The 25455-nt window shown below is 62.9% G+C and carries 22 protein-coding genes; 12 read left to right on the top strand and 10 right to left on the bottom strand.

Annotated elements, in window-relative coordinates; all coding sequences use genetic code 11:
* The first annotated feature begins 172 nt into the window (after positions 1-172).
* Complete coding sequence (locus BPNPMPFG_RS22775; RefSeq protein ID WP_258590896.1) at positions 173-1111, top strand: IS1595 family transposase; 939 nt, start codon at positions 173-175, stop codon at positions 1109-1111.
* A 292-nt stretch (positions 1112-1403) separates the two neighbouring features.
* On the opposite strand, the gene BPNPMPFG_RS22770 is transcribed toward BPNPMPFG_RS22775, so the two are convergent.
* Entirely contained in the window at positions 1404-2060 is a 657-nt protein-coding gene (locus BPNPMPFG_RS22770; RefSeq protein ID WP_258590895.1) for a DUF3800 domain-containing protein, read from the bottom strand.
* An 11-nt stretch (positions 2061-2071) separates the two neighbouring features.
* Here BPNPMPFG_RS22770 and BPNPMPFG_RS22765 point away from each other — a divergent pair, with 11 nt between their 5' ends.
* Entirely contained in the window at positions 2072-2266 is a 195-nt protein-coding gene (locus BPNPMPFG_RS22765; RefSeq protein ID WP_258590894.1) for a hypothetical protein, read from the top strand.
* Here BPNPMPFG_RS22765 and BPNPMPFG_RS22760 read toward each other — a convergent pair.
* Positions 2263-3192 (bottom strand): hypothetical protein, encoded by a 930-nt coding sequence (locus tag BPNPMPFG_RS22760; protein ID WP_258590893.1) that lies wholly within the window; start codon positions 3190-3192, stop codon positions 2263-2265. The two genes, BPNPMPFG_RS22765 and BPNPMPFG_RS22760, sit on opposite strands and share 4 nt — an antisense overlap.
* A gap of 146 nt (positions 3193-3338) precedes the next feature.
* Here BPNPMPFG_RS22760 and BPNPMPFG_RS22755 point away from each other — a divergent pair, with 146 nt between their 5' ends.
* A complete protein-coding gene (locus BPNPMPFG_RS22755; RefSeq protein WP_258590892.1) occupies positions 3339-4871 on the top strand; it encodes a YifB family Mg chelatase-like AAA ATPase in 1533 nt (510 codons plus the stop codon).
* Between the two features lie 23 nt (positions 4872-4894).
* Here the strand turns inward: BPNPMPFG_RS22755 and BPNPMPFG_RS22750 are convergent, their stop codons facing one another.
* The 8 genes from BPNPMPFG_RS22750 to BPNPMPFG_RS22715 form a co-directional block, all read right to left on the bottom strand.
* The gene (locus BPNPMPFG_RS22750) at positions 4895-5284 is read right to left on the bottom strand and encodes a hypothetical protein (RefSeq protein WP_319945949.1); all 390 of its coding nucleotides are present in this window, start codon (positions 5282-5284) and stop codon (positions 4895-4897) included.
* Between the two features lie 48 nt (positions 5285-5332).
* Positions 5333-7504 carry a malate synthase G gene (locus tag BPNPMPFG_RS22745; RefSeq protein ID WP_258590891.1) on the bottom strand — a complete coding sequence of 724 codons (2172 nt, stop codon included), beginning with the start codon at positions 7502-7504 and terminating at the stop codon, positions 5333-5335.
* Between the two features lie 269 nt (positions 7505-7773).
* Complete coding sequence (locus BPNPMPFG_RS22740; RefSeq protein ID WP_258590890.1) at positions 7774-9816, bottom strand: hydantoinase/oxoprolinase family protein; 2043 nt, start codon at positions 9814-9816, stop codon at positions 7774-7776.
* Between the two features lie 300 nt (positions 9817-10116).
* Positions 10117-10743 (bottom strand): CDGSH iron-sulfur domain-containing protein, encoded by a 627-nt coding sequence (locus BPNPMPFG_RS22735; protein ID WP_258590889.1) that lies wholly within the window; start codon positions 10741-10743, stop codon positions 10117-10119.
* Between the two features lie 114 nt (positions 10744-10857).
* Positions 10858-11229 (bottom strand): hypothetical protein, encoded by a 372-nt coding sequence (locus tag BPNPMPFG_RS22730; RefSeq protein WP_258590888.1) that lies wholly within the window; start codon positions 11227-11229, stop codon positions 10858-10860.
* A 120-nt stretch (positions 11230-11349) separates the two neighbouring features.
* Positions 11350-11706 (bottom strand): hypothetical protein, encoded by a 357-nt coding sequence (locus BPNPMPFG_RS22725; RefSeq protein ID WP_258590887.1) that lies wholly within the window; start codon positions 11704-11706, stop codon positions 11350-11352.
* Positions 11707-11754: 48 nt separating this feature from the next.
* Complete coding sequence (locus tag BPNPMPFG_RS22720) at positions 11755-13260, bottom strand: pyridoxal phosphate-dependent decarboxylase family protein (RefSeq protein ID WP_258590886.1); 1506 nt, start codon at positions 13258-13260, stop codon at positions 11755-11757.
* Between the two features lie 13 nt (positions 13261-13273).
* Positions 13274-14359, bottom strand: coding sequence for a PLP-dependent cysteine synthase family protein (locus tag BPNPMPFG_RS22715; protein ID WP_258590885.1), 1086 nt, complete (start codon positions 14357-14359; stop codon positions 13274-13276).
* A gap of 249 nt (positions 14360-14608) precedes the next feature.
* Between BPNPMPFG_RS22715 and BPNPMPFG_RS22710 the strand changes: the two genes are divergently transcribed.
* The 9 genes from BPNPMPFG_RS22710 (at position 14609) to BPNPMPFG_RS22670 (ending at position 25452) form a co-directional block, all read left to right on the top strand.
* A complete protein-coding gene (locus tag BPNPMPFG_RS22710; RefSeq protein WP_258596872.1) occupies positions 14609-16597 on the top strand; it encodes a transcriptional regulator in 1989 nt (662 codons plus the stop codon).
* Positions 16598-16836: 239 nt separating this feature from the next.
* Positions 16837-18213: an AcvB/VirJ family lysyl-phosphatidylglycerol hydrolase gene (locus BPNPMPFG_RS22705; protein ID WP_258590884.1), complete on the top strand. Its 1377-nt coding sequence runs from the start codon at positions 16837-16839 to the stop codon at positions 18211-18213.
* Positions 18214-18288: 75 nt separating this feature from the next.
* Entirely contained in the window at positions 18289-20910 is a 2622-nt protein-coding gene (mprF, locus tag BPNPMPFG_RS22700) for a bifunctional lysylphosphatidylglycerol flippase/synthetase MprF (protein ID WP_258590883.1), read from the top strand.
* A gap of 87 nt (positions 20911-20997) precedes the next feature.
* Positions 20998-21180, top strand: a complete 183-nt coding sequence (locus tag BPNPMPFG_RS22695; protein WP_258590882.1) for a hypothetical protein — start codon at positions 20998-21000, stop codon at positions 21178-21180.
* Between the two features lie 128 nt (positions 21181-21308).
* On the top strand, positions 21309-21689 hold the full coding sequence (locus BPNPMPFG_RS22690) for a YkvA family protein (RefSeq protein ID WP_258590881.1): 381 nt from the start codon (positions 21309-21311) through the stop codon (positions 21687-21689).
* Between the two features lie 214 nt (positions 21690-21903).
* Positions 21904-22077: a hypothetical protein gene (locus BPNPMPFG_RS22685; protein ID WP_258590880.1), complete on the top strand. Its 174-nt coding sequence runs from the start codon at positions 21904-21906 to the stop codon at positions 22075-22077.
* 258 nt (positions 22078-22335) lie between these two features.
* Positions 22336-23196: an FMN-binding protein gene (locus tag BPNPMPFG_RS22680; RefSeq protein ID WP_258590879.1), complete on the top strand. Its 861-nt coding sequence runs from the start codon at positions 22336-22338 to the stop codon at positions 23194-23196.
* A gap of 31 nt (positions 23197-23227) precedes the next feature.
* The gene (locus tag BPNPMPFG_RS22675) at positions 23228-23944 is read left to right on the top strand and encodes an FAD:protein FMN transferase (protein ID WP_258590878.1); all 717 of its coding nucleotides are present in this window, start codon (positions 23228-23230) and stop codon (positions 23942-23944) included.
* The gene (locus BPNPMPFG_RS22670; RefSeq protein ID WP_258590877.1) at positions 23941-25452 is read left to right on the top strand and encodes an RnfABCDGE type electron transport complex subunit D; all 1512 of its coding nucleotides are present in this window, start codon (positions 23941-23943) and stop codon (positions 25450-25452) included. The genes BPNPMPFG_RS22675 and BPNPMPFG_RS22670 overlap by 4 nt, the downstream gene beginning before the upstream one ends.
* Positions 25453-25455: the final 3 nt, after the last annotated feature.

The following is a 25455-nucleotide window of genomic DNA, read 5'->3' as shown; positions in this document are numbered from 1 at the left end:
CCCGTTTTCATTTTGTCTTAACCATGTTCCGTTTTTGCAACCGGGCACAATCCCGGCACAACCTCAGCGATTACGTGTTCCCTTAATGTTCTTGATTTGACCGGGCGATTATATCGTTGACAAACCAAGACGGGAGAGATAGAAAGATTCCAACAACTTAGGAACTTTCGCCGTGTCCGTCCTTACCTGCCCTCACTTCCGCGACGAAGCCGCAGCTTTCGAGCATGTAGAGGGCATGCTTTGGCCCTATGGTCCGGTCTGCCATCACTGCGGTTCGATGGAAAAGCCCTACAAGTTGGTAGGCGTCCGCAGCAAGCCTTCGAAGAAAAACCCGAATGGTATCGAGCGCTACGGCCTCTATAAGTGCCGCGACTGCAAGGGCCAGTTCACCGTCCGCATGGGCACGGTCTTGGAAGAAAGCCACCTGCCGCTGACCATCTGGCTTCAGGCTATCCATCTCATGTGTTCGTCCAAGAAAGGCATCAGCGCCCATCAGCTGCATCGCACCTTGGAAATCGGCTACAAGGCGGCTTGGTTTCTGGCGCACCGCATCCGCGAGGCCATGCGCTCGGATGACTTCACGCCCATGGGCGGCGCCGGCAAATTCGTTGAGGTAGACGAAACTTACATCGGTCGTTTGAAGGGCGTTCCGAAGGCTCCTAGCGGCGCTCACAAGAACGTTGTGCTTACCCTTGTCGAGCGCGGCGGCGTTGCCCGTTCGTTCCATATCGACAGCGCCACGGTTGCCCGCGTCCTGCCTATCGTGAACGCCAACATTCACAAGGAAAGCGTTCTCATGTCGGACGAGGCGCGCGTCTACCAGAACTTCGGCCCTGACTTTGCTGCTCATGGCACGGTCGAGCATGGTGCTGGCGAATACGTTCGCGGCAAGGTCCACACCAACACCGTGGAAGGCTTCTACAGCATCTTTAAGCGCGGCATGAAGGGCGTTTACCAGCATTGCGCCGAACACCACCTGCACCGCTACCTTGCTGAATTTGACTTCCGCTATTCGAACCGTTCGGCCATAGGCGTTGAGGACAACGTTCGTTCGCTCATTGCCTTGAAGGGTGCCGCCGGCAAGCGGCTGACCTATCATGGACCTCGTTAACGCTAGGCATGAGCACTATCGGAAGCCGGTGCAACTGACACTTCCGCTGTGGAAAACGAAAATTAAACGGCGAAAGAAACGTTGAAAAATAGCATGCTGTTCCGGTTACGAAACGAAGATTCCCGTTGATATTTCTCCACAGGCGCTTGACTCTTTTGGAATCTTTTACCTTGAAATTTGATGCGAATCGCATATTTTAACTCTCGTGACCCTTGCTTGGTGAGAAGGGCCCCCGGGCACTTCCGAAAGGATAGCCAAGATCGCGGATTACGCGGGTCACACTTTTCCCTCTTCAGTAGTAGTGATGAGCGCCAGCGCTGAGGAGGTCATATTCGTATGTGATGCGATCACGTATCAGATCGTAAGATCGCAGATCGCCGCGTTCCCATTTTTTCATTACCGCCCAAGCGCAGTAGTCGGCGACCTGTAAGCATGGGTCGGAGGCAGACGGCATAAAGTCGGCTTTCCAAGCCTTCGACTTCTTGGTTTGACGCATCACGTCACCAACGGCGTTTTCGAAGGCTAACCTCTCTTTGCGAGTGCCCAACGAAGCGGTTGTGACCAGAACCTCCGAGTCCGCTCCGAGGAACTTGGTGACGCCGTGCTTGAAGTGGTAGAAATAGCCATACTGATAGAACCTGGGCTTGTCTGTCCGCGTTTGCGGTTGCGCCTTTGATTTTTCCATGATGGTAGCTTGCACCGAAAATGGACGCTTCAGGATAGTTTCATAGACACGATCCCGCACCGCCTGTTTATCCTCCGAAGCATGGAAGCCATCGCCTAGTTCGAAGCCGTCCCAAGCCAGTTGCCGCCGCAATGCCAGCAAATCGGCGGCTATTTCGTAATCGTCCATCAGGACGGTACAGAGAATGAAATAGCGACTTACGTTCTGACCTTTGTTAAACGTAAAGCAGCCTGCTTCGTCAGTGAAAATGAATCTGTCCGGCATATAGGTGACTCATGGCAAAACTTGCCGATGATAAATCACAAAAAGAGATGAAAACCAATCTATCCGCCAAGGATAGGCAGTACCAGAAGTTTGTAGCGAAGGCGCGCGAACTTGAAACCGACGAGTCCGAAGAGAACTTTGACCGCGTACTAAAGAAAGTGGTGAAGGCTGCGCCACGCGACGATAAGCCAAAAAAGGCAGGCTAGACGCGGCTACGCGGATATAGAAACTTCGGTTTCTCGCCCCACTTTTCAGCAAGCTTTCTCATGTCCTCACGCCACACCTCGCCGTGAGGATTGATCACCTTGGACGTGACCGTCTCTATCGCGTCCAAGGTTGCTTTCCGAGTAGTGTCGCCGCTGACCACGATGAGATCGTGCGCCAAAGCTGCGTCGTTTAGTTTGCGATAGACCTTTTCCGCACCCCATGATGGCCATGGAAGCCTTGGCTCCTCATCCGCCCAAAGGCAGGCGGCTTGGTACGCCTCTAGAGGGTCGATCTTATCCCATTTGGCAAAATCGGGCCAAATCGTCGTTATCGATTTCGGCCAGATGGCTAGCGCCTCAGCCTTGTTGAATTGAACGTCTCGATATCCCTTATTGCTCGCCGGATACCGAGCATGGATTTGCTCTGCGTCGTCTGGGTCAAAGAACATCATTACCCATTCGGCTTCCTTCCAGAAATCTTCCGGTATCGGGACAAGCGCGCCATTGCTTCCGGTGAAGCGACCCCATGAATGAAGCCGACCGGTTGCCAGATAATCGAGGATGTTTCTGGCGACTTCCGTCTCTGGGTCGCGGTAGGGATTCTTCGTTATGGAAGGATCGATGTGTAGGAACAAATCGCGGATAGGCCAGTTGGGACCTAGCTTCCCTTGGGCCAAATCCCTAGGTCGGCGTTTGACGATAAAATCTCGTATAAACCAAGCAATACCAGCAACAAGCAGAACCGCTCCGAATGCCTCAATTTGAAGGCTGTTCACGCCAGCTAAGCAATGTTGCGGCGTATCGGGCAGCGCAAGACGTGCCCATTTACATAGGTTCAGTTCTGCATCATCCGGCCCAATCTGTGCGCCGAACATTATGAGCACTCCGGCGCTCGAAAGCGCCGACTTTCCAAGCCATTTCCACATGCGCGACTCATATCAGTCCGCTCCCGATTCGTCACTTGGTTTGTCAACGATATAATCGCCTTTGACCGGGGAATTGTGATTGTCTCCCGAAGGGGCCTTTCCTGGCTCCGCACGGGGCTGGGCCAGCCCATATCGGGGGCAAAGAAATGGTGGCGCGGGTTCGCACGGTCGCTTTCCAGGGCATCGAGGCCGTGCCGGTCGATGTCCAAGTGATGATCGCGCCGGGCAAGGTCAACATGCATATCGTCGGCCTCGCCGACAAGGCAGTGGCCGAAAGCCGCGAGCGGGTGCAGGCGGCACTGCATGCGTCGGGCCTGTCGATGCCGTCGAAGAAGGTCACGGTCAATCTGGCGCCGGCCGACCTGCCCAAGGAGGGCAGCCACTACGATTTGCCGATCGCGCTTGGCCTGATGGCGGCATTGGGCGCCATTCCGGGCGACATGCTGGCCGGCTATGTCGTGCTCGGCGAATTGTCGCTCGACGGCACGATTGCCGCTGTCGCTGGTGCCTTGCCGGCAGCGATCGGCGCCAACGCCGAGGGCAAGGGCCTGATCTGTCCGTTCGCCTGCGGGCCGGAAGCGGCCTGGGCGGGCGCCGATTTCGACATATTGGCGCCACGCAGCCTGATCGCCATCGCCAACCATTTTCGCGGCACGCAAGTGCTGTCGCGACCGGAAGCCGGCATCCACGCCTCGGCGCGCGACCTGCCCGACCTTGCCGACATCAAGGGCCAGGAGACCGCCAAGCGGGCGCTGGAAGTGGCGGCGGCCGGTGGGCACAATTTGAGGATGGTCGGGCCGCCAGGATCGGGCAAGTCGATGCTGGCGCAGCGGCTGCCGTCGATCCTGCCGCCGCTGGCGCCGAAGGAATTGCTCGAAGTCTCGATGATCGCCTCGGTGGCGGGCGAACTCGGCGAAGGCAAGCTGACCGACCGGCGGCCGTTCCGCGCGCCGCACCATTCGGCCTCGATGGCGGCGATGGTCGGCGGCGGCATCCGCGCGCGGCCGGGCGAGGTGTCGCTTGCCCATCATGGCGTGCTGTTCCTCGACGAGTTTCCTGAATTCACGCCGCAGACGCTCGATGCGCTGCGCCAGCCGCTGGAGACCGGCGACTGCATGATCGCGCGCGCCAACCATCGCGTCACCTATCCGGCGCGCATCCAGCTGGTCGCGGCGATGAACCCGTGCCGCTGCGGCATGGCCGGCGAGCCGGGCTATCGCTGCCTGCGCGGCGAGCGCTGCCGCACCGATTACCAGGCGCGCATTTCCGGCCCGCTGCTCGACCGCATCGATCTCAGGATCGAAGTGCCGGCGGTCTCGGCCAGCGACCTGATCCGGCCCGACCGCGCCGAGAAGAGTGCAGCCGTGGCGCTGCGCGTGGCACGCGCCCGCACCATCCAGCGCGAGCGTTTCGAACGGCTCGGCGTCACCAGCGCCACCACCAACGCGCATTGCGCGCCTGGTGTCATCGAGGAGATCGCCATGCCGGACGCCGCCGGCCTGTCGCTGCTCAAGGACGCCAGCGAAAAGCTCGGCTTTTCCGCGCGGGCCTATCACCGCGTGCTGAAGGTGGCGCGGACACTGGCCGATCTCGACGCCAGCGAGACTGTCGGCCGCATCCATCTCGCCGAAGCGATCTCCTACCGCATGAGCTCGGAGCGCGTGGCGCAGGCGGCTTAGCCTCGCCTTGAGGGTGAGGCGCGTCATTCGACACTCCTCGCTGCCTCGGCTGGGGTGGCTTTTTTGCTTCCCTTCACACCACGACGAAATCGGCGTTGGTCAGCGCCAAATTGGCGGCAAGCGTGGCGAAAATGGACCGAGCCACCCGCTGCATTGCCGTTGCTGTCATAATAGAGCCAGCCGGTGTCGGTCTCGTAGGTGATGTGCTGGCTGGCATTGGTGGCGGTGCCCGACGCGTTGGCGACGAACTGGTTGGCGCTGAGCGTACCGTTGCCGCCAAGTGCCGCGAAGATCGCGTTGTCGAGCTGGATGGTGTCGTCGACCACGGAGAAATCGGTGACGCGGTCGACATTGGTCGAAGCGTTGAGCGCCTGAACCCGTTCAAACGCGACGCGCTGTTGGGTGACATGCATTGAGAGCGGGGCGCAAGCGGCGCCGGCGCTCTTTTATGAACCTTTGGTTCAGGCCGTCGCTTTCGCCTTCAGCTCCAGCCGCCGCGCGTGCAGCACCGGCTCGGTGTAGCCATTGGGCTGGACACGGCCCTTGAAGACCAGGTCGCAGGCGGCGAGGAAGGCGATCGAGTTGTCGAAGTCGGCCGCCATCGGCCGGTAGAGCGGGTCGCCGACATTCTGCAGGTCGACGGTGGCCGCCATGCGCCGCAGGGAATCCATCACCTGGATGCGCGAGCAGACATCGTGGTGCAGCCAGTTGGCGATGTGCTGCGAGGAGATGCGCAGCGTGGCGCGGTCTTCCATCAGCCCGACATCGTTGATGTCAGGGACTTTCGAACAGCCGACGCCCTGGTCGATCCAGCGCACGACGTAGCCCAGAATGCCCTGCGCGTTGTTGTCGAGCTCGCGCTGGATTTCGTCGGGAGTCCAGTTCGGCCGCACCGCGACCGGCACCGACAATATGTCGTCGAGCTTGGCCTTGGGTCGGCTCTTCAGCGCAGCCTGCACGGCATGGACATCGACCTTGTGGTAGTGCGTGGCATGCAGTGTCGCCGCCGTCGGCGACGGCACCCAGGCGGTGTTGGCGCCGGCCTTGGGGTGGGCGATCTTCTCGACCAGCATCGCCGCCATCAAATCGGGCATCGCCCACATGCCCTTGCCGATCTGGGCATGGCCGGCCAGCCCGCATTCGAGCCCGGTGTCGACATTCCAGGCCTCGTAGGCGGAAATCCAGGCGGCCTGCTTCATGTCGCCCTTGCGGATCATCGGGCCGGCTTCCATCGAGGTGTGGATCTCGTCGCCGGTGCGGTCGAGGAAACCGGTGTTGATGAACACGACGCGTTCTTTTGCCGCCCGGATCGCCTCCTTGAGGTTGACGGTGGTGCGCCGCTCCTCGTCCATGATGCCCATCTTGATGGTGTTCTTCGCCATGCCGAGCAGGGCTTCGACACGGTCGAAGATCTCGACGGCGAACGCGACTTCCTCCGGCCCGTGCATTTTTGGCTTTACGACATACATCGAGCCAGCGCGGGAATTGGCGCGGCGGCCCTGGGGCCCGACATCGTGCAAGGCGATCAGCGCCGTCAGCGCCGCGTCCATGATGCCTTCGGGAACCTCGTTGCCGTCGCGGTCGAGGATCGCCGGATTGGTCATCAGGTGACCGACATTGCGCACCAGCATCAGCGAGCGGCCGGGCACCGTCAGCGTGCCGCCGGCGGGCGCGGTCCAGGAGCGGTCGGGGTTGAGCCTGCGGACAAAGCTCTTGCCGCCCTTGGTGATCTCTTCCGCCAGGTCGCCCTTCATCAGGCCGAGCCAGTTGCGGTAGACGACGACCTTGTCTTGCGCATCCACCGCCGCGACCGAATCCTCGCAGTCCTGGATGGTGGTCAAGGCCGATTCCAGGATGACATCGGCGATCCCTGCCGGATCGGTGCGGCCAATCTGATTGTCGCGGTCGATTGAGATTTCGATGTGCAGGCCGTTCCTGACCAGCAGCACGGCTTGCGGGTTGGCGGCGTCGCCGCGATAGCCGACGAATTGTTTCGGGTTAGCCAGCGTGGTGGAGCCTGCGCCGGCACTCAGCCGCAAGGCGCCATGCGCCAGCGACAGGCCGTTGACCCCTGCCCATTTGCCCAAGGTGAGCGGGGCAACCTCATCGAGAAAGGTCTTCGTCCAGGCCACGACCTTGGCGCCACGCGCCGGGTTGAATCTTCCGCCCTTCTCGGCGCCACCGGTTTCGGGGATGGCGTCGGTGCCGTAGAGCGCATCGTAGAGCGAACCCCAGCGCGCATTGGCGGCGTTGAGCGCATAGCGGGCGTTCATCACCGGCACGACCAGCTGCGGACCTGCAACGATTGCGATCTCGGGATCGACGTTTTCGGTCGAGACGCTGAAGGCCGGTCCCTCGGGGACGAGATAGCCGATCTCCTTCAGAAAAGCCTTGTAGACCTCCATATCGACGGGCGCGCCATGGTCGCGATACCAGCCGTCGAGCTTTTCCTGCATGGCATCGCGTTTTGCCAGCAGCGCCCGGTTCTTGGCACTGAGGTCATGGACGATGGCCGAGAAGCCGTTCCAGAAGTCCGCCGCTTCGATGCCGGTGCCGGGCAACGCCTCGCCGGCCACAAAATCATGCAGCTCGCGGGCAATCCGCAATCCGGCGATCTCGATGCGATCGGTCATCAGGCTTCTCCAGATGAAAGGCTTTGCGGGCCTTTGGCATGTCAGGGTTCAAGGGTCAATTCGGCTTAAGGTGGAGGGAACATTTAGGCAAGGTTGGCTACGCCGGCGATGAGAGCGTCCTTCTCCCCGTTTACGGGGAGAAGATGGCGGCAGCCAGATGAAGGCGGCCCCAGGTTCTACAAAGATGGCGCCACATGCCTCTTGCACGATTCGTCGGCGCTGCCCTCATCCCCCTGCCGGACCTTCTCTCCGTAAACGGGGAGAAGGGGCTACACCGCAATCCTTGGCCTTCCCGAGGCCACGGCCACGACATGCGCCTCGATGAACATGCGCTGGGCTTCTACGGTCGAGACGCGGAATTCGGTCGCGACCTCGATCTCGGCGCTGTCGGTGCCGGCATCCCTGGCGCGCTCGGCGACGATGGCTCGGACGTCGGCTTGCGCCGCCGCGATCGCCGCCGCCTCGTCAAGAAAATCGCGCACGGTTTCACCCGAGGCAAGACGAAACAGACCTTCCCTGGGCTGGCTGACCCGTGCTTCGGCCGAAACCCTGACCTGGCCGACGACGGCGCCGAGCGCGTTGGCGACATCGGTGTCTTCAGGCACCACGCACTCATTGCCGATCAAAGGCGGCAGGCCGGCATAGTGCAGCGGCGCCGAGGCGCCAAGGCCGATGACCGGGCGGTCGAGCGCGACGCTCAGCCGGGCGATGCCGGGATGCGAGTCGACCGCGCGCTGCACCAGCGCGTGCGCCACCGTCGACGCGCCATCGAGCCCATCCTCGGCAAAGGCTGTCTCGAGAATGTACTCGGCCGACCAGCGCGTCAGCGTCACCAGAACCCGCTCCGAGATCACCTCCGGCGAGGCTGCTATCGGCTGGCCGCGGCCGTCGCGCTTGCGCGCGAACAGTTCGGCGCCGAGGCGAGCGGCGACGGGATCCCAGTTCGCCTGCTTGCCCAGCACATGGGCAGCGTCCGACGGGGTAAAGCCGGCGACATGCACCAGCCCGCGCGACACCAGCCGGTTCAGCGTCGCGTTCTGCGCATTCGAGGTCAAAAGCCTGTCGACGGCCAGCGGTACGGCGCCGATCGCCTCGTAGAGCCGGGCTTCTGCGCCGGTCAATCCGGCGGCGAGCCGGTCCGGCACACCGGTGCGCACCGCGAAGCGGCCGTCCATGCGGCCGGCATTGGGCGCCCGCAATTGCCGTTCGAGCTCCGACGTGACGGCGTCGCCATGCGCCATGCCGGCCAGCGCCAGCGGCACCAGGCGGCGCGGTCCGAGCAGGATCTTCGGGTTGAGCGAACCATCCTCCAGCGCCACTTCGGAATCGCCGCCGAGGCCGAAGGTGCGCATGGCCACCGCCTCGACCATGGTGCGGAAGCCGCCGACGGTGGCGCCTTCCGGATCGAGCCGCGGCCGGCCCTTGTCGAGCACGGCGACGTCGGTGGTGGTGCCGCCGATGTCGGAGACCATGGCATTGTCGAGCCCGGTCATGTGGCGAGCGCCGACCAGGCTGGCGGCCGGCCCGGACAGGATGGTCTCGATCGGCCGCTGGCGGGCAAACGCCGCCGACACCAGCGCGCCGTCGCCGCGCACCACCATCAGGGGTGCGGCGATGTTGCGCGCCTCGAGAAAGCCTTCGGTCGCCGCCACCAGCCGGTCGATCATCGAGATCAGCCTGGCGTTGAGCAGCGTCGTCAGCGCCCGGCGCGGGCCGCCGAGCTTGGCCGACAGTTCGTGGCTTGATGTGACCGGCAGGCCGGTCCTTTCGCGGATCAGCTCGCGGGCGGCGATCTCATGCGCCGGATTGCGGGTGGCGAAATAGGCGCAGACGGCAAAGCCGGACACGGATGCGCCGAGTTCCGGCAAGGCTGCCTCCAGCCCTGACAGATCCAGTTTCGCGGCATTGCCATGAACGTCGTGGCCGCCTGGACAAAAAACCACCGGGTCGGTGCCAAGTGCTGCCTTCAGTCCGTCGCGGGCGAGGTCGGCCTCGGAAAAGCCGATCATCACAAGCGCCACGCGACCGCCCTGGCCTTCGACCAGCGCGTTGGTAGCAAGCGTCGTCGACATCGAGACCAGTTTGATGGCGGCCGGATCGGTGCCGGCCTTCCGCAGCACCGCGTCGACGGCGCCGGAAATGCCGACGGCAAGGTCATGCCGCGTGGTCAGCGCCTTGGCCTTGGCCAGAACCTTGCCCTTGTTCGGCCCCTCTTGCTTGCCTTCCGTTTCAGACCACAGCACGGCATCGGTATAGGTACCGCCGGTATCGATCCCGAGGAACAGCGGCTTTGGCTTGGTCTTGGTGGTCATGTCTGATGGTGGGTCCGGCTGGCTAATTTGTCTGCCCCTGCCCTTAGCCGATAGCGGCCGGCCGATAAAGCCGCGAGCGCTGGGCCACGAGGCGTGATCTCCCCCTTGTGGGGGAGATGGCCAGCAGGCCAGAGGGGGGGCGCTGTCCCTCCGGCCTTTCTTCGCCGAGCCACCTCTCCCCCACCTTCGTGGGGGCGAGGAACCCAAGCTGGGATGAAGCTGGCACTCTACGGCGCCCCCCTCTGTCCTGCCGGACATCTCCCCCACGAGGGGGGAGATTGGCAGCTTCGGCCGCCCAGCCTACCCCACAAACCCCACCTTCTTGTGCGTGCCATCGCAAAACGGCTTGTTGGCGGAATGGCCGCAGCGGCACAGGAAGGCGACTGTCGTCCGATCCACCGTGTGGCCGGTGCCGGTGACGATTTCGAGATTGCCCTCGAGCTTGAGCGAGCCGTTCTTCGTCGGCGTGATGGTGAGCGGTCCATCCCGCGCGTCGAGCGCCGGCGTGTCCTTCAGCGCCGGTTCGCCGGTGGCGGTGAAGCCGGCCTTGGTGTGGCTGCCGTCACAGAACGGCTTGTTTTCCGACGCGCCGCAGCGGCAGAGCGTGGCGCGGTAAAAAGTCTCGCCGGCCAGCACGATCTCGGCGTGCACGGCGAGCGGGCCGTTTTCCCGCAGCCGCACGGTGTTGACCGCCGGCGGCTGTTCCTGCGGCCCGCCATCCTTTCTGATGTAGGTGATGGCGCCCGAGGGGCAGCTTTCGGCGATGGCGACGATCTTCTCGACGCTGGCCGCATCGGGATGGATCCATTGTCCCGGGGCGTTGGGCACGAAGACGTGCGGATCGCCGAGCACGCAATTGCGCGAATGGATGCAGCGCTTGCCGGAAAACCCGACATCGATCTTGTCGCTTTCGACCATGTCGGCCATTGCCGTGCTCCTGTTGCCTGAAGCACGTCGCGTCCAAACGGACAGACGCGGCGCGCTTTTGGTATTTGTGCAGGCTATGGCCCCAACAGGAAAGCCGTCAAGCTGGCAAACCGGTCAGGGAACCAGGTTGATTTCCTCGGTCTCGCCGCCGTTGCAGGTATAGCAGCAATCCTCGCATTTTTCCTTGTTGCCGGGGCCGACGCCCCAATAGGTGCTTTCGTCGCCGTCGACCCAGGCGCCGTAACAGATCGATTCCCCGCTGTCGCAGGATACCGGCAACGACTTGGTCTCGCCGTCATTGAGGTAGAAATCCTGGTTGTTGCCCGGCCAGACATAGTCGCGATCCTGGCTGTAAAGCTCGAGGCGCATGGCATTGGGATGGCTGTTCTTGATGGCGAACGTGATGTCGGCGGCATGCGCCGACGGCGCTACCAGCATGACGAGAGAGAGCGCGGCCAGCGTCCGGCGCGCATAGGCATAAAACATAGGTAACCCCCTGAAACAAACGGCCTACCCGGCCGCCGGGCGACCATTGCACGCTGTAGTGAATCGCGGAAGTGGCCGGCCGAAACGATGCCTGACTTAATTTGGGTCCGATGCCTTAATTTAAGGCACCAGATCGATCGTCTCGGTCGAATGCTCCACGCAGATGAAGCAGCAGGTGTCGCAGGGCTGGTCATTGTCCGGCCCGACGCCGGCGGAGATGCTGTCGTTGCCATTGACCCAGGCGCCGTAGCAGATGCGTTCGCCCTGATTGCACGAAAGCGGCACCGATTTCTGCGAGGCCGGGTCGATCAGGAACACCTGGTCATTGCCCGGCCAGACCGTCTCGCGGTCGCGGCTGAACAGCTCGACCGCAACCGCTTCCTTGCGCAGGTTCTTGACGAAGAAGGCCATCTCGGCGGCCTCGGCCGAGGTGGTGAAGACCAAGGCAGCAAGGGCTGCCATGCGAAACAGCGTCACGGTCGGACCTCCCGAATCATGGCGGCAGAATCGCATGCCTGCCGGGAACTAGGAAGGCGCGGGTCCCGAGGAAGATGCCAGGCCCTCCGCCGCGATCTCACATCCCAGCCGCACCGTTTCACGCACCAGAAGGTCGATATCCCCGCGCCGGGTGCGGTGATTGGTGATCGCCATGCGCAGCCAGTGCTCGCCATGCACCGTGGTGTCGGAGAGTGCTGCTATGCCCTGTTCCTGCAACCGCAGCATGATTTCGGTGTTGAGCGCCTTCAGCGCCTCGCCGGCGAGGCCCGGCTGATAGCGGAAGCAGACGATGTTGATGGTCGGCAATGCTGCCAGCTCCAGCCGCGGCTCGGCCTCGATCAACCCGGTGAGATAGCCCGCCTGCGCAATGTTCTGGTCGATCAGGCGACCGAATTTTTCGACGCCATGCTCCTTCAGCGCCATCCACACCTTGAGCGCGCGAAAACCGCGCGTCGTCTGCAAGCCGTAGTCATGCAGCCATTGCCCGGACGCAAGGCCGCGCGGCGTCGATTCCAGATATTCCGGCGTTACCGCGAAGGTCTTGCGATGCGCAGCGCCATCCCTGACCAGGGCGCAGCCGACCTCGAATGGCGCGTGCAGCCATTTGTGCGGATCGAGCGCGACCGAATCAGCCCATTCGATGCCGGCGACGCGGTGGGCATTTTGCGGCGCGATGGCGATCAGCGCGCCGATGCAGCCGTCGACATGGAACCAGAGGTTTTCCTCATGTGCCAGCTTGGCAAGCGCCCGCAGGTCATCGATGGCCCCGGTGTTGACCGTGCCGGCCGTGCCGATGATGCAGGCCGGCTTGAGTCCGGCCGCGCGGTCCTCGGCAATCGCCGCCCGCAAGGCATCGAGGTCGATGCGCAGGCCGGCATCGGTCGGGATGCGGCACAGCGCCCGGTTGCCGAGGCCAAGCGCTTCCATCGCCTTGCGATGGCAGGCGTGGAGCTGGTCCGAACCATAGAAGCGCAGTGGTTTTTCGATGGCGGCAACGCCGTGCTCGCGCACGTCGATATCAGCCTTGACGTTGCGCGCCACCGTCAGCCCGATGATGTTGGCCATCGAACCGCCGCTGACCAGCGTACCGCTGGCCGAAGCGGGAAAGCCCAGCATCTGCTTGCACCAGTCGACCACCTGGCTGTCCATCAGCCCGGCGGCATGGTTGCCGCCGCCGAGATTGGAGCCCTGGATCGCCGCCAGGAAATCGCCGAGCGCGCCGGTGAAGTTGCTCGATCCCATATACCAGGACCAGAAGCGCGGATGGGTGTTGCCCATCGGATAGGACATCAAATTGCGCGCGACGTCGCCGTAGACAGCGGCAAGCGGTGAAGGCGATCGCGGCAAGGGCGCGGTAAAGAATTCCCGCACCTCGCCAGGCATCTCCCGCCACACCGGACGATCCCTGACATCGCTCAGATAGCCGACGGCATCGTCGACGATCCGGTGCGACAGAGCCTGCACATCGGCCCAGTCCGAGGGGTCAAGCGTTTCCTCGGCCATCATGCCAGGGGTTTCTTGCGCGGCGTCCATGACGTGTCTCCCGTTACGCCGGGAACTGGCAACCGGGCGTCGAGCGCGACAGGGCGATCTCGTCGGCGTCCATCTCGGCCTCGATGCCATCGAACAGCGGCGTCGACATGTAGCGTTCGCCGGTGTCGGGCAGCATGCACAGGATCACCGCGCCGGCCGGCGCCTGTTCGGCGACCTGCCGCGCCACCGCGAAGGTGGCGCCGCCGGAAATGCCGGTGAAGATGCCTTCCTGGCGCGCCAGCGCCTTGGCCCATTTGATGCCCTCCGGCCCGGCAACCGGCATCACCTCGTCATAGAGGCTGGCGTCGATGGCTTCCTGCAGCACATTGGGGATGAAGTCCGGCGTCCAGCCCTGGATCGGATGCGGCTCGAAGGCCGGGTGGGTGGCGGCGGGAGCGCCGTCGGCACCGCGCTGCTGTGCCTTGCCGCTGCCGATGAGCTGCGCGTTGGCCGGCTCGGAGAGCACGATGCGGGTGTCCGGCCGTTCCCGCCGCAGCACGCGGGCGACGCCGACGACCGTGCCGCCGGTGCCATAGCCGGTGACGAAGCAGTCGAGCCGCGAACCGGCGAAATCATTGATGATCTCGCGCGCCGTGGTCGCCTCGTGGATGGCGGCATTGGCCGCCGTTTCGAACTGGCGGGCGAGGAACCAGCCATTGGCCCCAGCCAGCTCAACCGCCTTCTTGTACATGCCAAAGCCCTTTTCGGCGCGCGGCGTCAGCACCACCTTGGCGCCCAGCATGCGCATCAGCTTGCGGCGCTCGATGGAAAAGCTGTCGGCCATGGTGACAACCAGCGGATAGCCCTTCTGCGCGCAGACCATGGCCAGTCCGATGCCGGTGTTGCCGCTGGTCGCCTCGACCACCGTCTGGCCGGGCTTCAGCGCGCCGCTGCGCTCGCCTTCCTCGATGATGTTGAGCGCCAGCCGGTCCTTCACCGAGGCGCCAGGATTGAAGAACTCGGCCTTGACGTAGATCGTCGCATGGGCCGGTCCCAGATTGTTGACGCGGATCGCCGGCGTGTCGCCGACGGTGTCGAGAATGCTGTCGAACAGGCGGCCGCGCCCGGCCGTGGTCCTGATTTTCTGCTGATGCAACATCTTTGATCTCCTCGGTTGTCGTCGTGTCTTGTCATCGTGTTTTGCCATCACGGGCCGGTTACAGACCCGTGGATTGGGCGGCGAGGTTTTGAGACCTTGCCGCGATAGTTTCGATTGTCGGCGATGCGGCGAAATTCGCTGCCGGATGCGCCGTGTCGTGTTCAGTGGTACAGGAGAGGCCGACAGGCCAGCGTGGGAGCAGGCGTGGAAACGCACGTGGAAACCGCCCGATCGAGGCCGGACGGCGAGATGCCGGGTCTCTCCGTGCGCCTGCTCGGCCCGCTGGCGATCCTGCGCAACGGCGTTCCGGTGGCGCTGCCGGCTTCACGCAAGCTGCGCGCACTGCTTGCCTATCTGGCGCTGGCGCCGCACGCCGTCGGCCGCAGTCGCCTGTGCGAGCTGTTGTGGGATGTGCCCAACGACCCCCGTGGCGAGTTGCGCTGGTGCCTCAGCAAACTGCGCGGCGTTCTCGACGAGCCGGACCGGCGCCGGGTCTCCACACAAGGCGACACGGTCGCGCTTGATCTGAGCGATTGCCCGGTCGATGCGCTGGAGGTCGCCCGCGCCTTCGCGCAAGGGATCGGCTCCCTTGACATGGAGCGGCTGCAGACGCAGGCCAAGCTGTTTGCCGGCGATTTCCTCGACGGGCTGGAACTTGAGCGCAGCCCGCTTTTCAACAGCTGGCTGGTCGCGCAGCGCCGCCGTTTTCATTCATGCCACGCCGCCGTGCTGGAGCAGCTTGCCGCAAACCATCCGGCTGACACACCCGATGTGTCCGCGCATCTCGACAAATGGGTCGAGCTGGCGCCATTCGACACGCGCGCGCATCTGGCGTTGCTATCCAATCTGGCGCAGCGCCGCGCCATCGGCGCCGCCGAGCAGCATCTCGCGTCGGCGGCACGGCTGTTCCAGTCGGAGGCGCTCGATTTCGGGCCGGTTCAAATCGCCTGGCAGGCGATGCGTGAGCACCGGCCAGCTGCCTCGCTCCGGGCGCAGCCGGCCTGCCTGTCCGCGGTATCGCGCCTGGTCGCCGCGCCCAGCGATGCCGGCCCGGTCGAGCCGAGCCACGCTTCGCTGGCGGTGATGCCGTTTGTCGAGAAAACTGGCGCGCGCGGCGGGCTGGCCGACGGTTTCACCCACGACATCATCACCCGTCTCGCGAAGCTTAGGGATTTCTTTGTCATCGCGCGCGGCTCGGTGTTTGCGCTGGCCGAGAAGAACATCGCGCCCGAGGATGCCGGCCGCCGGTTGAATGTCGACTATGTCGCCACCGGGACGGTGCGCGGCCCGGCCGGTCGCCTCATTGTCAGCGTCGAACTGGTCGAGGTGCGCACCGCCAGGATCGTCTGGGCCGAAACCTTCGAGCGTCGGCCCGACGACATCTTCGCCGTGCTCGACGATATCGGCAACAGCATCGTCTCGTCGATCTCGGCGGAGATCGAAACGGTCGAGCGCAACCGCGCCATGCTCAAGGCGCCAAGCTCGCTCAACGCCTGGGAGGCCTATCACCGCGGCCTCTGGCACATGTATCGCTTCACCCAGGCCGAGAACGAGCAGGCGCGGCATTTCTTTGCCATGGCCTTGCGGCTCGACCCGACCTTTGCCCGTGCCTATGCCGGCCTGTCCTTCACCCATTGGCAGAACGCCTTCCAGCGCTGGGGCGACCGCGACCGGGAAAGCGCGCTGGCGTTCGAGAGCGCCGGCCAGAGCCTGCTGGTCGACGACCACAATCCGGCCGCGCACTGGGCGATGGGCCGGGCGCTGTGGCTGCGCGGCGAGCAGGACGGCTCGCTGCTCGAGCTGGAGCGGGCGGTGGACCTCAGCCCCAACTTCGCGCTTGGCCACTACGCGCTGTCCTTCGTCCAATCGCAGTCGGGCGACCCGCGAGCGGCGATCGGCTCTTCCGACCATTCGCGCCATCTGAGCCCCTTCGACCCACTGCTGTTCGGCATGCTGGGAGCGCGGGCGATGGCGCATGTCCGGCTCGGCCAGTTCGAGGAAGCGGCCGAATGGGCGCTTAAGGCGGCGGCGCGGCCCAACGCCCACGCCATCATCCTGGCGATCGCAGCACACTGCCTGGCGCTGGCGGGACGCCTCGACGAGGCGCGCGGCTTTGCCGCCGCCATCCGCAAGACGTTGCCAAACTACGGCGTCGACGATTTCATCGGCACCTTCCGCTTCGAGCCGGACGCCGTGGCGTTGTTCCGCCAGGGCGCCAGGCGCATCGGGCTGGGCTGAAGCCGGCGCAAGGGATCGTCCAGCCGCAGACCTGCGAGCAGCGCCATCCATCCGGCCTCTCACCGATTGCGGCGAAGAGTTTCGAAAGATGACAAGACTCCCCGACGCTGAACATTGTGTTGAAAATTTCCTTGCGTCGCATTTCGGTGACAAATCAAGAATATGCGGGGGCAAATTGCTACTATGTGCCTCACACCCCGCCTACAGAGATACCGACCGGAATGTCGAGATAGACGACCTTGCCTCTTTCATCATCAAAGCGCCTCAAGCCGTTAGCCGCATTTTTGTTTGTGGCCGTTGCTTCTATTTCATCACCCGGCCCGGCAGCGGAATTCAACGCCGGCATGGTCCCGACCGATCGCATCGCGTTGCCGGCGCAGCCACCGAAGCTAGTGGTCTTTCTCTTCTCCGCTCTCGACGGCTGGTCACCGGCGGACGAGGACCTTTCGAAGCGCTTGGTGGAAAGGGGCGCGGCCGTTGTCGGTATCGACATGCCGCGCTATCTCGCTTCCATTGACAAGGCCGGCGGCGACTGCGTCTACCTGGTATCAGACATCGAAACGCTGAGCCACGAGGTGATGCGCTCCGGCAAGGCTTCTGTGTATCAGCCGCCAATCCTGGCCGGATTCGGCACGGCTGGCGGCTTGGTGATGGGCATCGCCGCGCAGACACCGCCGGCAACCATAGGCGGAAGCGTTGCGGTGGACCCAACCGAGACATTTCCTTCGACGCGCATGCTATGCAGCGGTGCACCCCGGAAAGACACCGCGAACGGTATTGTCTACGACCTGCTGCCTGGGCAACTTCCGGAAAAGCTGGATGTCGTGTTCACGCCAAGCGGTTCGCCCGAGCAGCGCAGCCATATCGACAAACTGATCAAACAAGGCCACGCGATCAACCTGACGCAGAGTACCAACGCAGCTGCGGACGCGCTCGAATCAGCTGTGGATATCTTGATTGCCCAGGGCGCGGGTTCCATTTCCGATCTGCCCATCGTCGAACTGCCGGCAACACCGACCGAAGACACGCTGGCCATCGTGTATTCAGGCGACGGCGGCTGGCGCGATATCGACAAATCGATCGCGACCATCCTTCAAAGCAAAGGGATTCCGACGATCGGGATCGATTCACTTCGCTATTTTTGGTCCGCCAAGACACCGCAAGCCATCGCCACCGACCTGGAAAATGTGATTGCGACCTATAAGAACCGTTGGCATGTGAAGCACGTCCTGCTGGTCGGCTATTCTTTCGGGGCAGACGTTTTACCCTCTGTCTACAATGTGCTGGACAAGGCGACGGCTGACGACGTCGTGCAGATTTCGCTGCTGGGCTTTTCCGCAGGTGCGTCCTTCGAGATTTCCGTCGAGGGCTGGCTTGGCTCCAGCAGTAGCGGCGAAACGCCGACCCTGCCCGAACTTCGAAAGATCGATCTCGCGATGGTCCAATGCTTCTACGGCGAGGACGAGGACGATACCGCTTGTCCGCAACTCGTGGGCACTCGGACCCAGACGATCAAGACCACCGGCGGACATCATTTCGATGGCGACTACAACGGTTTGACACAGACCATCATTGACGGACTGCACCGGAGGCTGGCAGCACAGCCTGTCCCTTGATCTGGGCATCATTATCAAATCGAGACGTAAGACTCGATTGCCCCGCGGAATCTCACAAGAAAGACGAAGGTCGGAATGTCGAATAGAGACGACGCCGTGGCTGCAAGCCCGAAATGGCTGCGCTCCTATGCCAGCATCGTGCTGGCCGTCGCCATGGCCGCGACGGCGCTTGTGACGCTTCATCGGATGACTTCTGGAGTCGACCTGTCCGACATCAGACGGCAGGCGCTCATGCTCAGCCCGCATGCCATCTTTCTGGCCATCCTTGCAACGGTAGCCAGTTTCGTGGCGCTGGGCCTTTACGATGTCGTCGCCAGCCGTTCGATCGCGCCCGGCCGCGTGGCTTGGCCGACCGCTGCCTTGTCCGGCATGGCCGGCTACGCCTTCTCCAACCTGCTTGGTTTTCATCTGCTGACAGGCGGCGCCATCCGCTTCCGCACCTATTCGCGCAGTGGCCTCGATGCCGGTGAAATCGGCCAGATCGTGCTTCTCACATGGTTCGCGATCTGGCTGGCCTTCGCCGTGGTGGTCTCCATGGCGCTGATCTTCGACCCGGCGGGCATTCCGCTGATGGACCTGATCCATCCCGCCGCTGATCGCCTGCTGGGTGTGGCAATCCTGCTCTGCCTCGTCCTGGCCTTCATACGTGCGCGCAGCCATGCCAGTGCGATCAGCCTGTTCGGCTGGACGATCCCGCTGCCGCAGAGAAACATGATCCTGCTTCAGCTGCTGATCGGGACATTCGACATAGCTGCTTCGGCGGCAACGCTCTACGTGCTGCTTCCGACTGATGTGTCGATCGGACCCGCCTTGTTCCTTACGGTGTATGCGACCGCGCTGGTCGTGGGCGCGATCAGCCACGTCCCCGGCGGCGTTGGCGTTTTCGAAGCAACAATCATAGCGGGCCTCGGCCTGGCGGGCAGGGCGGATGTCCTTGCCGCTCTCGTCGTATACCGGGTGATCTACTACGTGTTGCCCTTTGCCCTGGCAGCTGTCCTGCTTGCCTTGTTCGAATCCCGCTATTTCATGTCCCACCTGCCGGCGAAACTCTCAGCCCCTATACGCAGCTTGAAGACCATGATGCCCCTGGTCACGTCCGCGGTCGTTTTCATGTCGGGCGTCGTGCTCCTGCTGTCCGGCGCCACGCCAGGCATTCCCGCGCGCCTCGAGACGCTGGAGGATATCCTGCCGCTCTCGCTGGTTGAATCATTGCATTTTCTCGGCAGCCTGCTCGGCCTCGCGCTGCTGATCGTGGCCTACGGCCTGCGCCGGCGCCTGTTCTACGCCTGGGCAACCTCCATGGTCCTGCTCGTGCTCGGCGCGTTTGCCTCGCTGGTCAAAGGTATCGATTGGGAGGAGGCGCTGGTGCTTGGCGCCACGTCGCTGTTCCTGCTTATGTGCCGCGACGCATTTTATCGCCGGGCGCCACTGGACGTGTCCAGGGTGTCATGGCGCTGGCTCGGCCTGACCGGTGTGGTCGTCGCCGCCACGACGTGGCTCGGCTTTTTCTTCTACCGCGACGTAAAGTATTCGGACGAGCTGTTCTGGCAATTCGAGTGGAGCGGCGACGCGACACGCTTTCTGCGTGCCACGATCGGTCTGGCTATCGTCGTTTTCTTCCTCGCCATGTATCGCGCGATCCACCAGTCCGGCGGCGGCAAGAGGCGGACCAAGACCGAGGTGCAGGCCGAGATCGCCGAAATCGTGACGTTGTCACACGACACTCAAGCCAATATCGCCCTGCTCGGCGACAAGGAATTTCTTCTGTCGCCAAGCAAGACGACTTTCATCATGTACGGTCATGCCGGCAATTCGCTGGTAAGCATGGGCGATCCGATCGGCAATCCGGAGGAGGCCAGCGAGCTTGTTTGGCGGTTGCGTGAAACAGCCGACAAGCAGGCCAAACGTGCTGTTTTCTACGGAGTTCAGCCGGAGAACCTACCGCTCTACCTGGATATGGGCTATTCCCTTTTGAAACTTGGAGAGGTTGCCAGGGTCAATCTCCAGACGTTCGATCTCGACGGCAATAAGAGCCAGGAATTCCGCTACGCAGACCGTCGGGCCACTCGCGAGGAAATCGTCTTCGAAATCATTCCGGCCGTGCAGGTTCCGTCCATCATGTCGGAACTGCGTGAGGTCTCCGACACCTGGCTCAAGGAGAAGAACGGTTCCGAGAAGGGCTTCTCGCTTGGCCATTTCGACCCGGACTATCTGGCCCGGTTCGATTGCGCGGTCATGAAGCAGCACGGGCGCATTGTAGCTTTCGGTAACATCTGGCGCGGAGGCGATGTGGAGTTGTCGGTCGACCTGATGCGCTACAAGTCTGGTGTTTCGAACGTGCTGATGGATGCTCTTTTCGTCCGGCTATTCCTCTATGGCAAGGAACAGGGCTACAAATGGTTCAACCTGGGCGCCGCACCACTGTCTGGAATTCCCAACCATACTCTCGCGTCGCGCTGGAGCCATGTCGCCCGGCTTGCCTTCCGCTACGGCGATGAATTTTACAATTTCGGCGGCCTGCGCGCCTTTAAGCAGAAGTTCTCACCTGTCTGGACGCCTCATTATCTGGCCTGTCCCGGCGGTTTTCAGATTCCCCAAGTGCTGCTCGACATCAATTTCCTTATCTCAGGCGGCTTCGGAAGACTTATCAGCGCCAACAACAACAGGGTGCCGAGACAAAAGTCCAAGGCGGCGTGACGCCTGGAGGTCGCAAGCGGCAAATTGGGAAGGTTTGCTTAACCGTTCGCGGCTATGTCACGCCCCTGGGGGTCTGACAAAGTGAGCATGATGAGCAACAGCCCCGACAAGCGCAGCGAATGGCGCGCCATCTTTTACGTGCAAGCCCGCATTGCCATCCTGTTCGTGCCGGTTGTTGCCAGCCTGCTGGTCATAGCCGCACTTGCCGGCAACGAGCGCAAATCCGTTCCCAGCGCGATCGACCCGACCGTCACAGGCTCCGTGCGATAACCGGCATAGCAGTCGGCAGCGAACGCCTGCCAGGAAGCTTCGAACCGGCCGCTCCCGCTAAGGAGGAAGGGGGCTAGGCGCTTGGCGTGCGCTATCAGCGCGTCACCATTTGGCGCTAAAGTCATCCCATGGCTACGACACTGAACGAATGGGCACGAACGATCAAGCGCGACGTGCATGCGCTCCACCTCGCCGCGCGCGATCCCCGAACGCCGTGGTGCGCCAAGGCGCTTGCTGTGTGTGTCGCAGGCTACGCCTTGTCCCCAATCGACCTAATTCCCGATTTCATCCCTGTGATTGGCTACCTCGACGATGCGATCCTGGTCCCCTTGGGCGTCCTTGCCGTGGTCAAGATGATACCGCCCGAGGTCATGGCAGAACACAGAGAGGCCGCCGCCCTTGCCGTTGACAGGCCAGTGAGCCGCAGTGCGGCGGTCATCATCGCTTGTATCTGGGCCGCTTCGATCGCGCTGACGGGATGGCTGGGGTATCGATACTTCGCGGGCTGATTTTTAAGTCGTGCCCGTGGTGTGGAAACAGCTCGATTGCGTTTCCGAACACGTCTTCGAGCAGCGCCAAGCTAAAGAATTTTGGTCACCAGTTTGTCCAGCCGGGAGTTCTCGCGGTAAGCCAGCCTGCCTGGCGCGAGCGAGGTGCGCCTTTTTGGCTCGAACCCCGTGCACCGTCGGACATTGTGTTGCAGGACAGCAACCGGAGGACGTGATGACGAGAGCCCTCGACGTGAACGACAACACCGAGCAAAATCCGAAGCGGGCGCCGCAGCAAGAGACCGGCGACGACCTGAAGAAAAAGAAGGTTGAAGGCATAGCCTTCCAGGTGAATGAGAACAGCTTGGACAACCAAGAGCCCGCGCCTGCATCGCCAAAGCGAGACTGATCGAAGCGGTGGCTGTGGTCTAGGAGCCGATGGTTTCCGGCAGCATCGGCTGAGTACGTCTTCCCCGCGGACATGATGCCAGCACACCGCCGCCGGTGCCGCCAAGACCAGCTTGGTCCCAGACAGTGGCTGCAAAGATTGGTGCCGTCGACGGTCACGAGCGCTGACAGCCAATTGTCAGCTCCGTCGTGAGACATTGTTTCCGAATTGCCGCAAAGCCGATTCGCCGGCGCAGGATTCAATGTGGAACGCAGCCCCATGAAAAAGATTGCCCTCTCGCTTTTCGTGATCGCGTCCTCAGGCGCCTATGTCTGGGATCAAGCGGGCAAGGGTCCCATCGGCGACGTGATCGACACCGCGGGACCCGCCAGTATCGACACCGTGGGACCCGCCGGTGCCGGCGAGAAGAGCATGATGCTCCCCCCTGCTCCCGCCCGCCCTGTTGCAACTGGTTCCGTTCCGGCGTCTGCTCCGCCATCGCCTGGTACCCCGCAACCGAGTGTGGGTCTCAAGCCTCCGGCGACCACGCCGCCCACGATTGACGGCGAAACCACGGCGGCGATTGCTGCTCCCGCCCAAGAGCCGCCAATGGCCGAGAAGCCGTCGTTTGCTGTCGCCCAGCCGCGGCTTTCCCAGGCATCCTCGTCGCTGCCGGAAGAAGCGCCGGCTCAACGCGTCGCAGATGCCGCGCCGCCGACGGCGGCCTTCACCATCACCCCAGCCGTCTACATCCCCATTCCCCAGCCGAGGCCCGACCATCCGCAAGCACCGGCCCGGGTGATCAAAGCCGCCATGAAGCTTACCGCGGGTACCGGCACGAAGACGGCCGCGCACGGCTTTGCCGACGGCACCTATACCGGCCCGGTCACGGATGCCTATTACGGCCTGATCCAGATCCAGGCCTCCATCCAGGGCGGCCGTCTCACGGCACTCAAAGTGTTGAAGTACCCCTCCGACCGCCGCACCTCCATCAACATCAACAGGCAGGCGCTGCCCATGCTGCGTGATGAGGCGATCAGCGCGCAAAGCGCTGATGTCGACATCATTTCGGGGGCAACGCTGACCAGCAAGGCCTTCATCCGATCGCTCGGCGGCGCATTGAAGAAGGCGTCGTCCTAGTTCCATGCGCGAGACCCGGATTCTGATGGGCATGCCCATCACCGTCGACATCGGCGGCACCGCGGCGGCGGTGCTTGTCGACACCGTCTTCGACCATTTCCAGCAGGTCGACCAAAGGTTCAGCACCTACAGGGCCGACAGCGAGATTTCGGCCATCAACCGTGGCAATCTTCCGGTCCGCGACTGGAGCGGCGAGATGATGGAAGTGATGGCGTTCGCCGAACAGACGAAAAACGAGACGGACGGATATTTCGACATCCGCCAACCCGGCGGCTCGCTGGACCCGTCCGGCATCGTCAAGGGCTGGGCCATCCGCAATGCCGCCGGGATCGTTCGCCGGGCCGGTGTCGGCGATTTCTTCATCGAGGCGGGCGGCGACATCCAGTCCTGCGGCCGGAATGCGGCGGGCCTCGACTGGAGCGTCGGCATTCGCAATCCCTTCAACGCCGATGAAGTCATCAAGATCGTCTATCCGCGCGAGCACGGCGTCGCCACTTCCGGCACCTATGTACGCGGGCAGCACATCTACAATCCCCGCGCGGCGGGCGATCCAATCACCGATATCGTCAGCCTGACCGTGATCGGCGCGGATGTGTTCGAGGCCGACCGTTTCGCTACCGCCGCCTTCGCCATGGGCCGGGATGGCATTCTCTTTCTCGAGCAGACGCCGGGCCTCGAGGGCTACCTCGTCGGCAGCAACGGCCGCGCCACGCCGACAAGCGGTTTCGGAGCTTTTTGTCAGCCATGATCAAGGCCATGGACCGGCTCCTCGACCATCAGACCATGTACCGCCTGGTGCTCTATTATCTCATGGCGCTGCTGGGCACGGCCCTTGTGCTCGGCTTCTTCAAGCTTGTGCCGCATGATCCGCTCGCGCTCGCCTTCACGACGGGATTGATGCTGGCCGCCTGCTGGATCACCAACAGGATTTTTGCCGTTGTCTTCCACGTTCCGGCCAACAGCGAATCCGTCTACATCACCGCCCTCATCCTGGCGCTGATCCTCGATCCGGTGATTGCCACGGACTTCAAGGGGATCGTCGCGGTGGTGTTCGCCTGCGTCTGGGCGATGTCATCCAAGTTCATCCTCGCTATCGGCAGGAAGCACCTGTTCAACCCCGCGGCGCTGGGCGTGGCACTGACCGCGCTGCTGCTCGAGCAGCCGGCCACATGGTGGGTCGGAGGCAATTTGCCATTGCTTCCGGTCGTGCTGGCCGGCGGCCTCCTCATCGTGCGAAAGCTGCGCCGGCTCGATCTGGTCGCCACCTTCGTTGCCGTCGCGCTGGCGACGATCCTGGCAACCACCGAGCCGTCGCAAGTCGCCGCCGCGCTGACGGAGACGCTGGGTTCGTCGCCGCTGCTGTTCTTCGCCTTCGTGATGCTGACCGAGCCGTTGACGGCGCCGGCGGCACGGTGGCCGCGCATTGCCTTCGCGGCCATCGTCGGCTTCCTGTTCGCGCCCAACATCCATGTCGGCTCTTTCTATTTCACACCGGAGCTGGCGCTTCTGGCGGGCAATCTCTTTGCCTACGCGGTGAGCCCGAAGGGGCGCTTCGTACTGACGCTGGAGCGCATCGAGCAATCGGCCGTCGACAGTTACGATTTCATCTTCAGGTCACCGCGAAAGCTCGCGTTCCAGGCCGGCCAGTATCTGGAATGGACGCTTGGTCTCGACCGATCGGACAATCGCGGCAACCGTCGCTATTTCACGGTTGCATCGGCGCCGACCGAGCAATCCTTACGGCTTGGTGTCAAATTCTATCCGCAATCCAGCGCCTTCAAGCAGGCGCTGGGCGCGATGAAACCGGGCAGCACGATCCACGCCTCTCAGCTCGCCGGTGACTTCACCCTGCCAGCCGATCCAGACACCAAGATCGCCTTCCTTGCCGGCGGCATCGGCATCACGCCATTCCGCTCGATGCTGCAATATCTCATCGACAGGCATGAAAGGCGGCCGATCGTCGTCCTCTATGGAGCAGAAACCCAGCAGGACATCGCCTATCGCGATGTGCTCGGCACCGCCAAGCGGGAACTGGGCATCAGGGCGACGATTGCCGTGGCCCAGGGCGCCGAGCGCGGCCAGTATTCCGGCTATATCGACGAGCGTCTGGTCCGTCTCGCCATGCCGGACTACATGGAACGGATTTTTTACATTTCCGGCCCGCAGGCCATGGTCAAGGCGCTGCGCGGGAAGCTGCTGGCCATGGGCGTTCGCCGCTCAAGGATAAAGGTCGACTACTTCCCCGGCTTTGCCTGAATG

It is taken from the genome of Mesorhizobium sp. AR07 (genome assembly GCF_024746815.1).
Classification (GTDB): domain Bacteria; phylum Pseudomonadota; class Alphaproteobacteria; order Rhizobiales; family Rhizobiaceae; genus Mesorhizobium.
This window is presented reverse-complemented; position numbering and strand designations above follow the sequence as displayed.

Bases quoted from the DNA above. Each gene is read 5' to 3' on its own strand.
- BPNPMPFG_RS22770 (WP_258590895.1), bottom strand. From the start codon at position 2,060: ATGCCGGACAGATTCATTTTCACTGACGAAGCAGGCTGCTTTACGTTT.
- BPNPMPFG_RS22765 (WP_258590894.1), top strand. From the start codon at position 2,072: ATGGCAAAACTTGCCGATGATAAATCACAAAAAGAGATGAAAACCAAT.
- BPNPMPFG_RS22760 (WP_258590893.1), bottom strand. From the start codon at position 3,192: ATGTGGAAATGGCTTGGAAAGTCGGCGCTTTCGAGCGCCGGAGTGCTC.
- BPNPMPFG_RS22755 (WP_258590892.1), top strand. From the start codon at position 3,339: ATGGTGGCGCGGGTTCGCACGGTCGCTTTCCAGGGCATCGAGGCCGTG.
- BPNPMPFG_RS22750 (WP_319945949.1), bottom strand. From the start codon at position 5,284: ATGCATGTCACCCAACAGCGCGTCGCGTTTGAACGGGTTCAGGCGCTC.
- BPNPMPFG_RS22745 (WP_258590891.1), bottom strand. From the start codon at position 7,504: ATGACCGATCGCATCGAGATCGCCGGATTGCGGATTGCCCGCGAGCTG.
- BPNPMPFG_RS22740 (WP_258590890.1), bottom strand. From the start codon at position 9,816: ATGACCACCAAGACCAAGCCAAAGCCGCTGTTCCTCGGGATCGATACC.
- BPNPMPFG_RS22735 (WP_258590889.1), bottom strand. From the start codon at position 10,743: ATGGCCGACATGGTCGAAAGCGACAAGATCGATGTCGGGTTTTCCGGC.
- BPNPMPFG_RS22730 (WP_258590888.1), bottom strand. From the start codon at position 11,229: ATGTTTTATGCCTATGCGCGCCGGACGCTGGCCGCGCTCTCTCTCGTC.
- BPNPMPFG_RS22720 (WP_258590886.1), bottom strand. From the start codon at position 13,260: ATGGACGCCGCGCAAGAAACCCCTGGCATGATGGCCGAGGAAACGCTT.
- BPNPMPFG_RS22715 (WP_258590885.1), bottom strand. From the start codon at position 14,359: ATGTTGCATCAGCAGAAAATCAGGACCACGGCCGGGCGCGGCCGCCTG.
- BPNPMPFG_RS22710 (WP_258596872.1), top strand. From the start codon at position 14,609: ATGCCGGGTCTCTCCGTGCGCCTGCTCGGCCCGCTGGCGATCCTGCGC.
- mprF (WP_258590883.1), top strand. From the start codon at position 18,289: ATGTCGAATAGAGACGACGCCGTGGCTGCAAGCCCGAAATGGCTGCGC.
- BPNPMPFG_RS22695 (WP_258590882.1), top strand. From the start codon at position 20,998: ATGATGAGCAACAGCCCCGACAAGCGCAGCGAATGGCGCGCCATCTTT.
- BPNPMPFG_RS22690 (WP_258590881.1), top strand. From the start codon at position 21,309: ATGGCTACGACACTGAACGAATGGGCACGAACGATCAAGCGCGACGTG.
- BPNPMPFG_RS22685 (WP_258590880.1), top strand. From the start codon at position 21,904: ATGACGAGAGCCCTCGACGTGAACGACAACACCGAGCAAAATCCGAAG.
- BPNPMPFG_RS22680 (WP_258590879.1), top strand. From the start codon at position 22,336: ATGAAAAAGATTGCCCTCTCGCTTTTCGTGATCGCGTCCTCAGGCGCC.
- BPNPMPFG_RS22675 (WP_258590878.1), top strand. From the start codon at position 23,228: ATGCCCATCACCGTCGACATCGGCGGCACCGCGGCGGCGGTGCTTGTC.
- BPNPMPFG_RS22670 (WP_258590877.1), top strand. From the start codon at position 23,941: ATGATCAAGGCCATGGACCGGCTCCTCGACCATCAGACCATGTACCGC.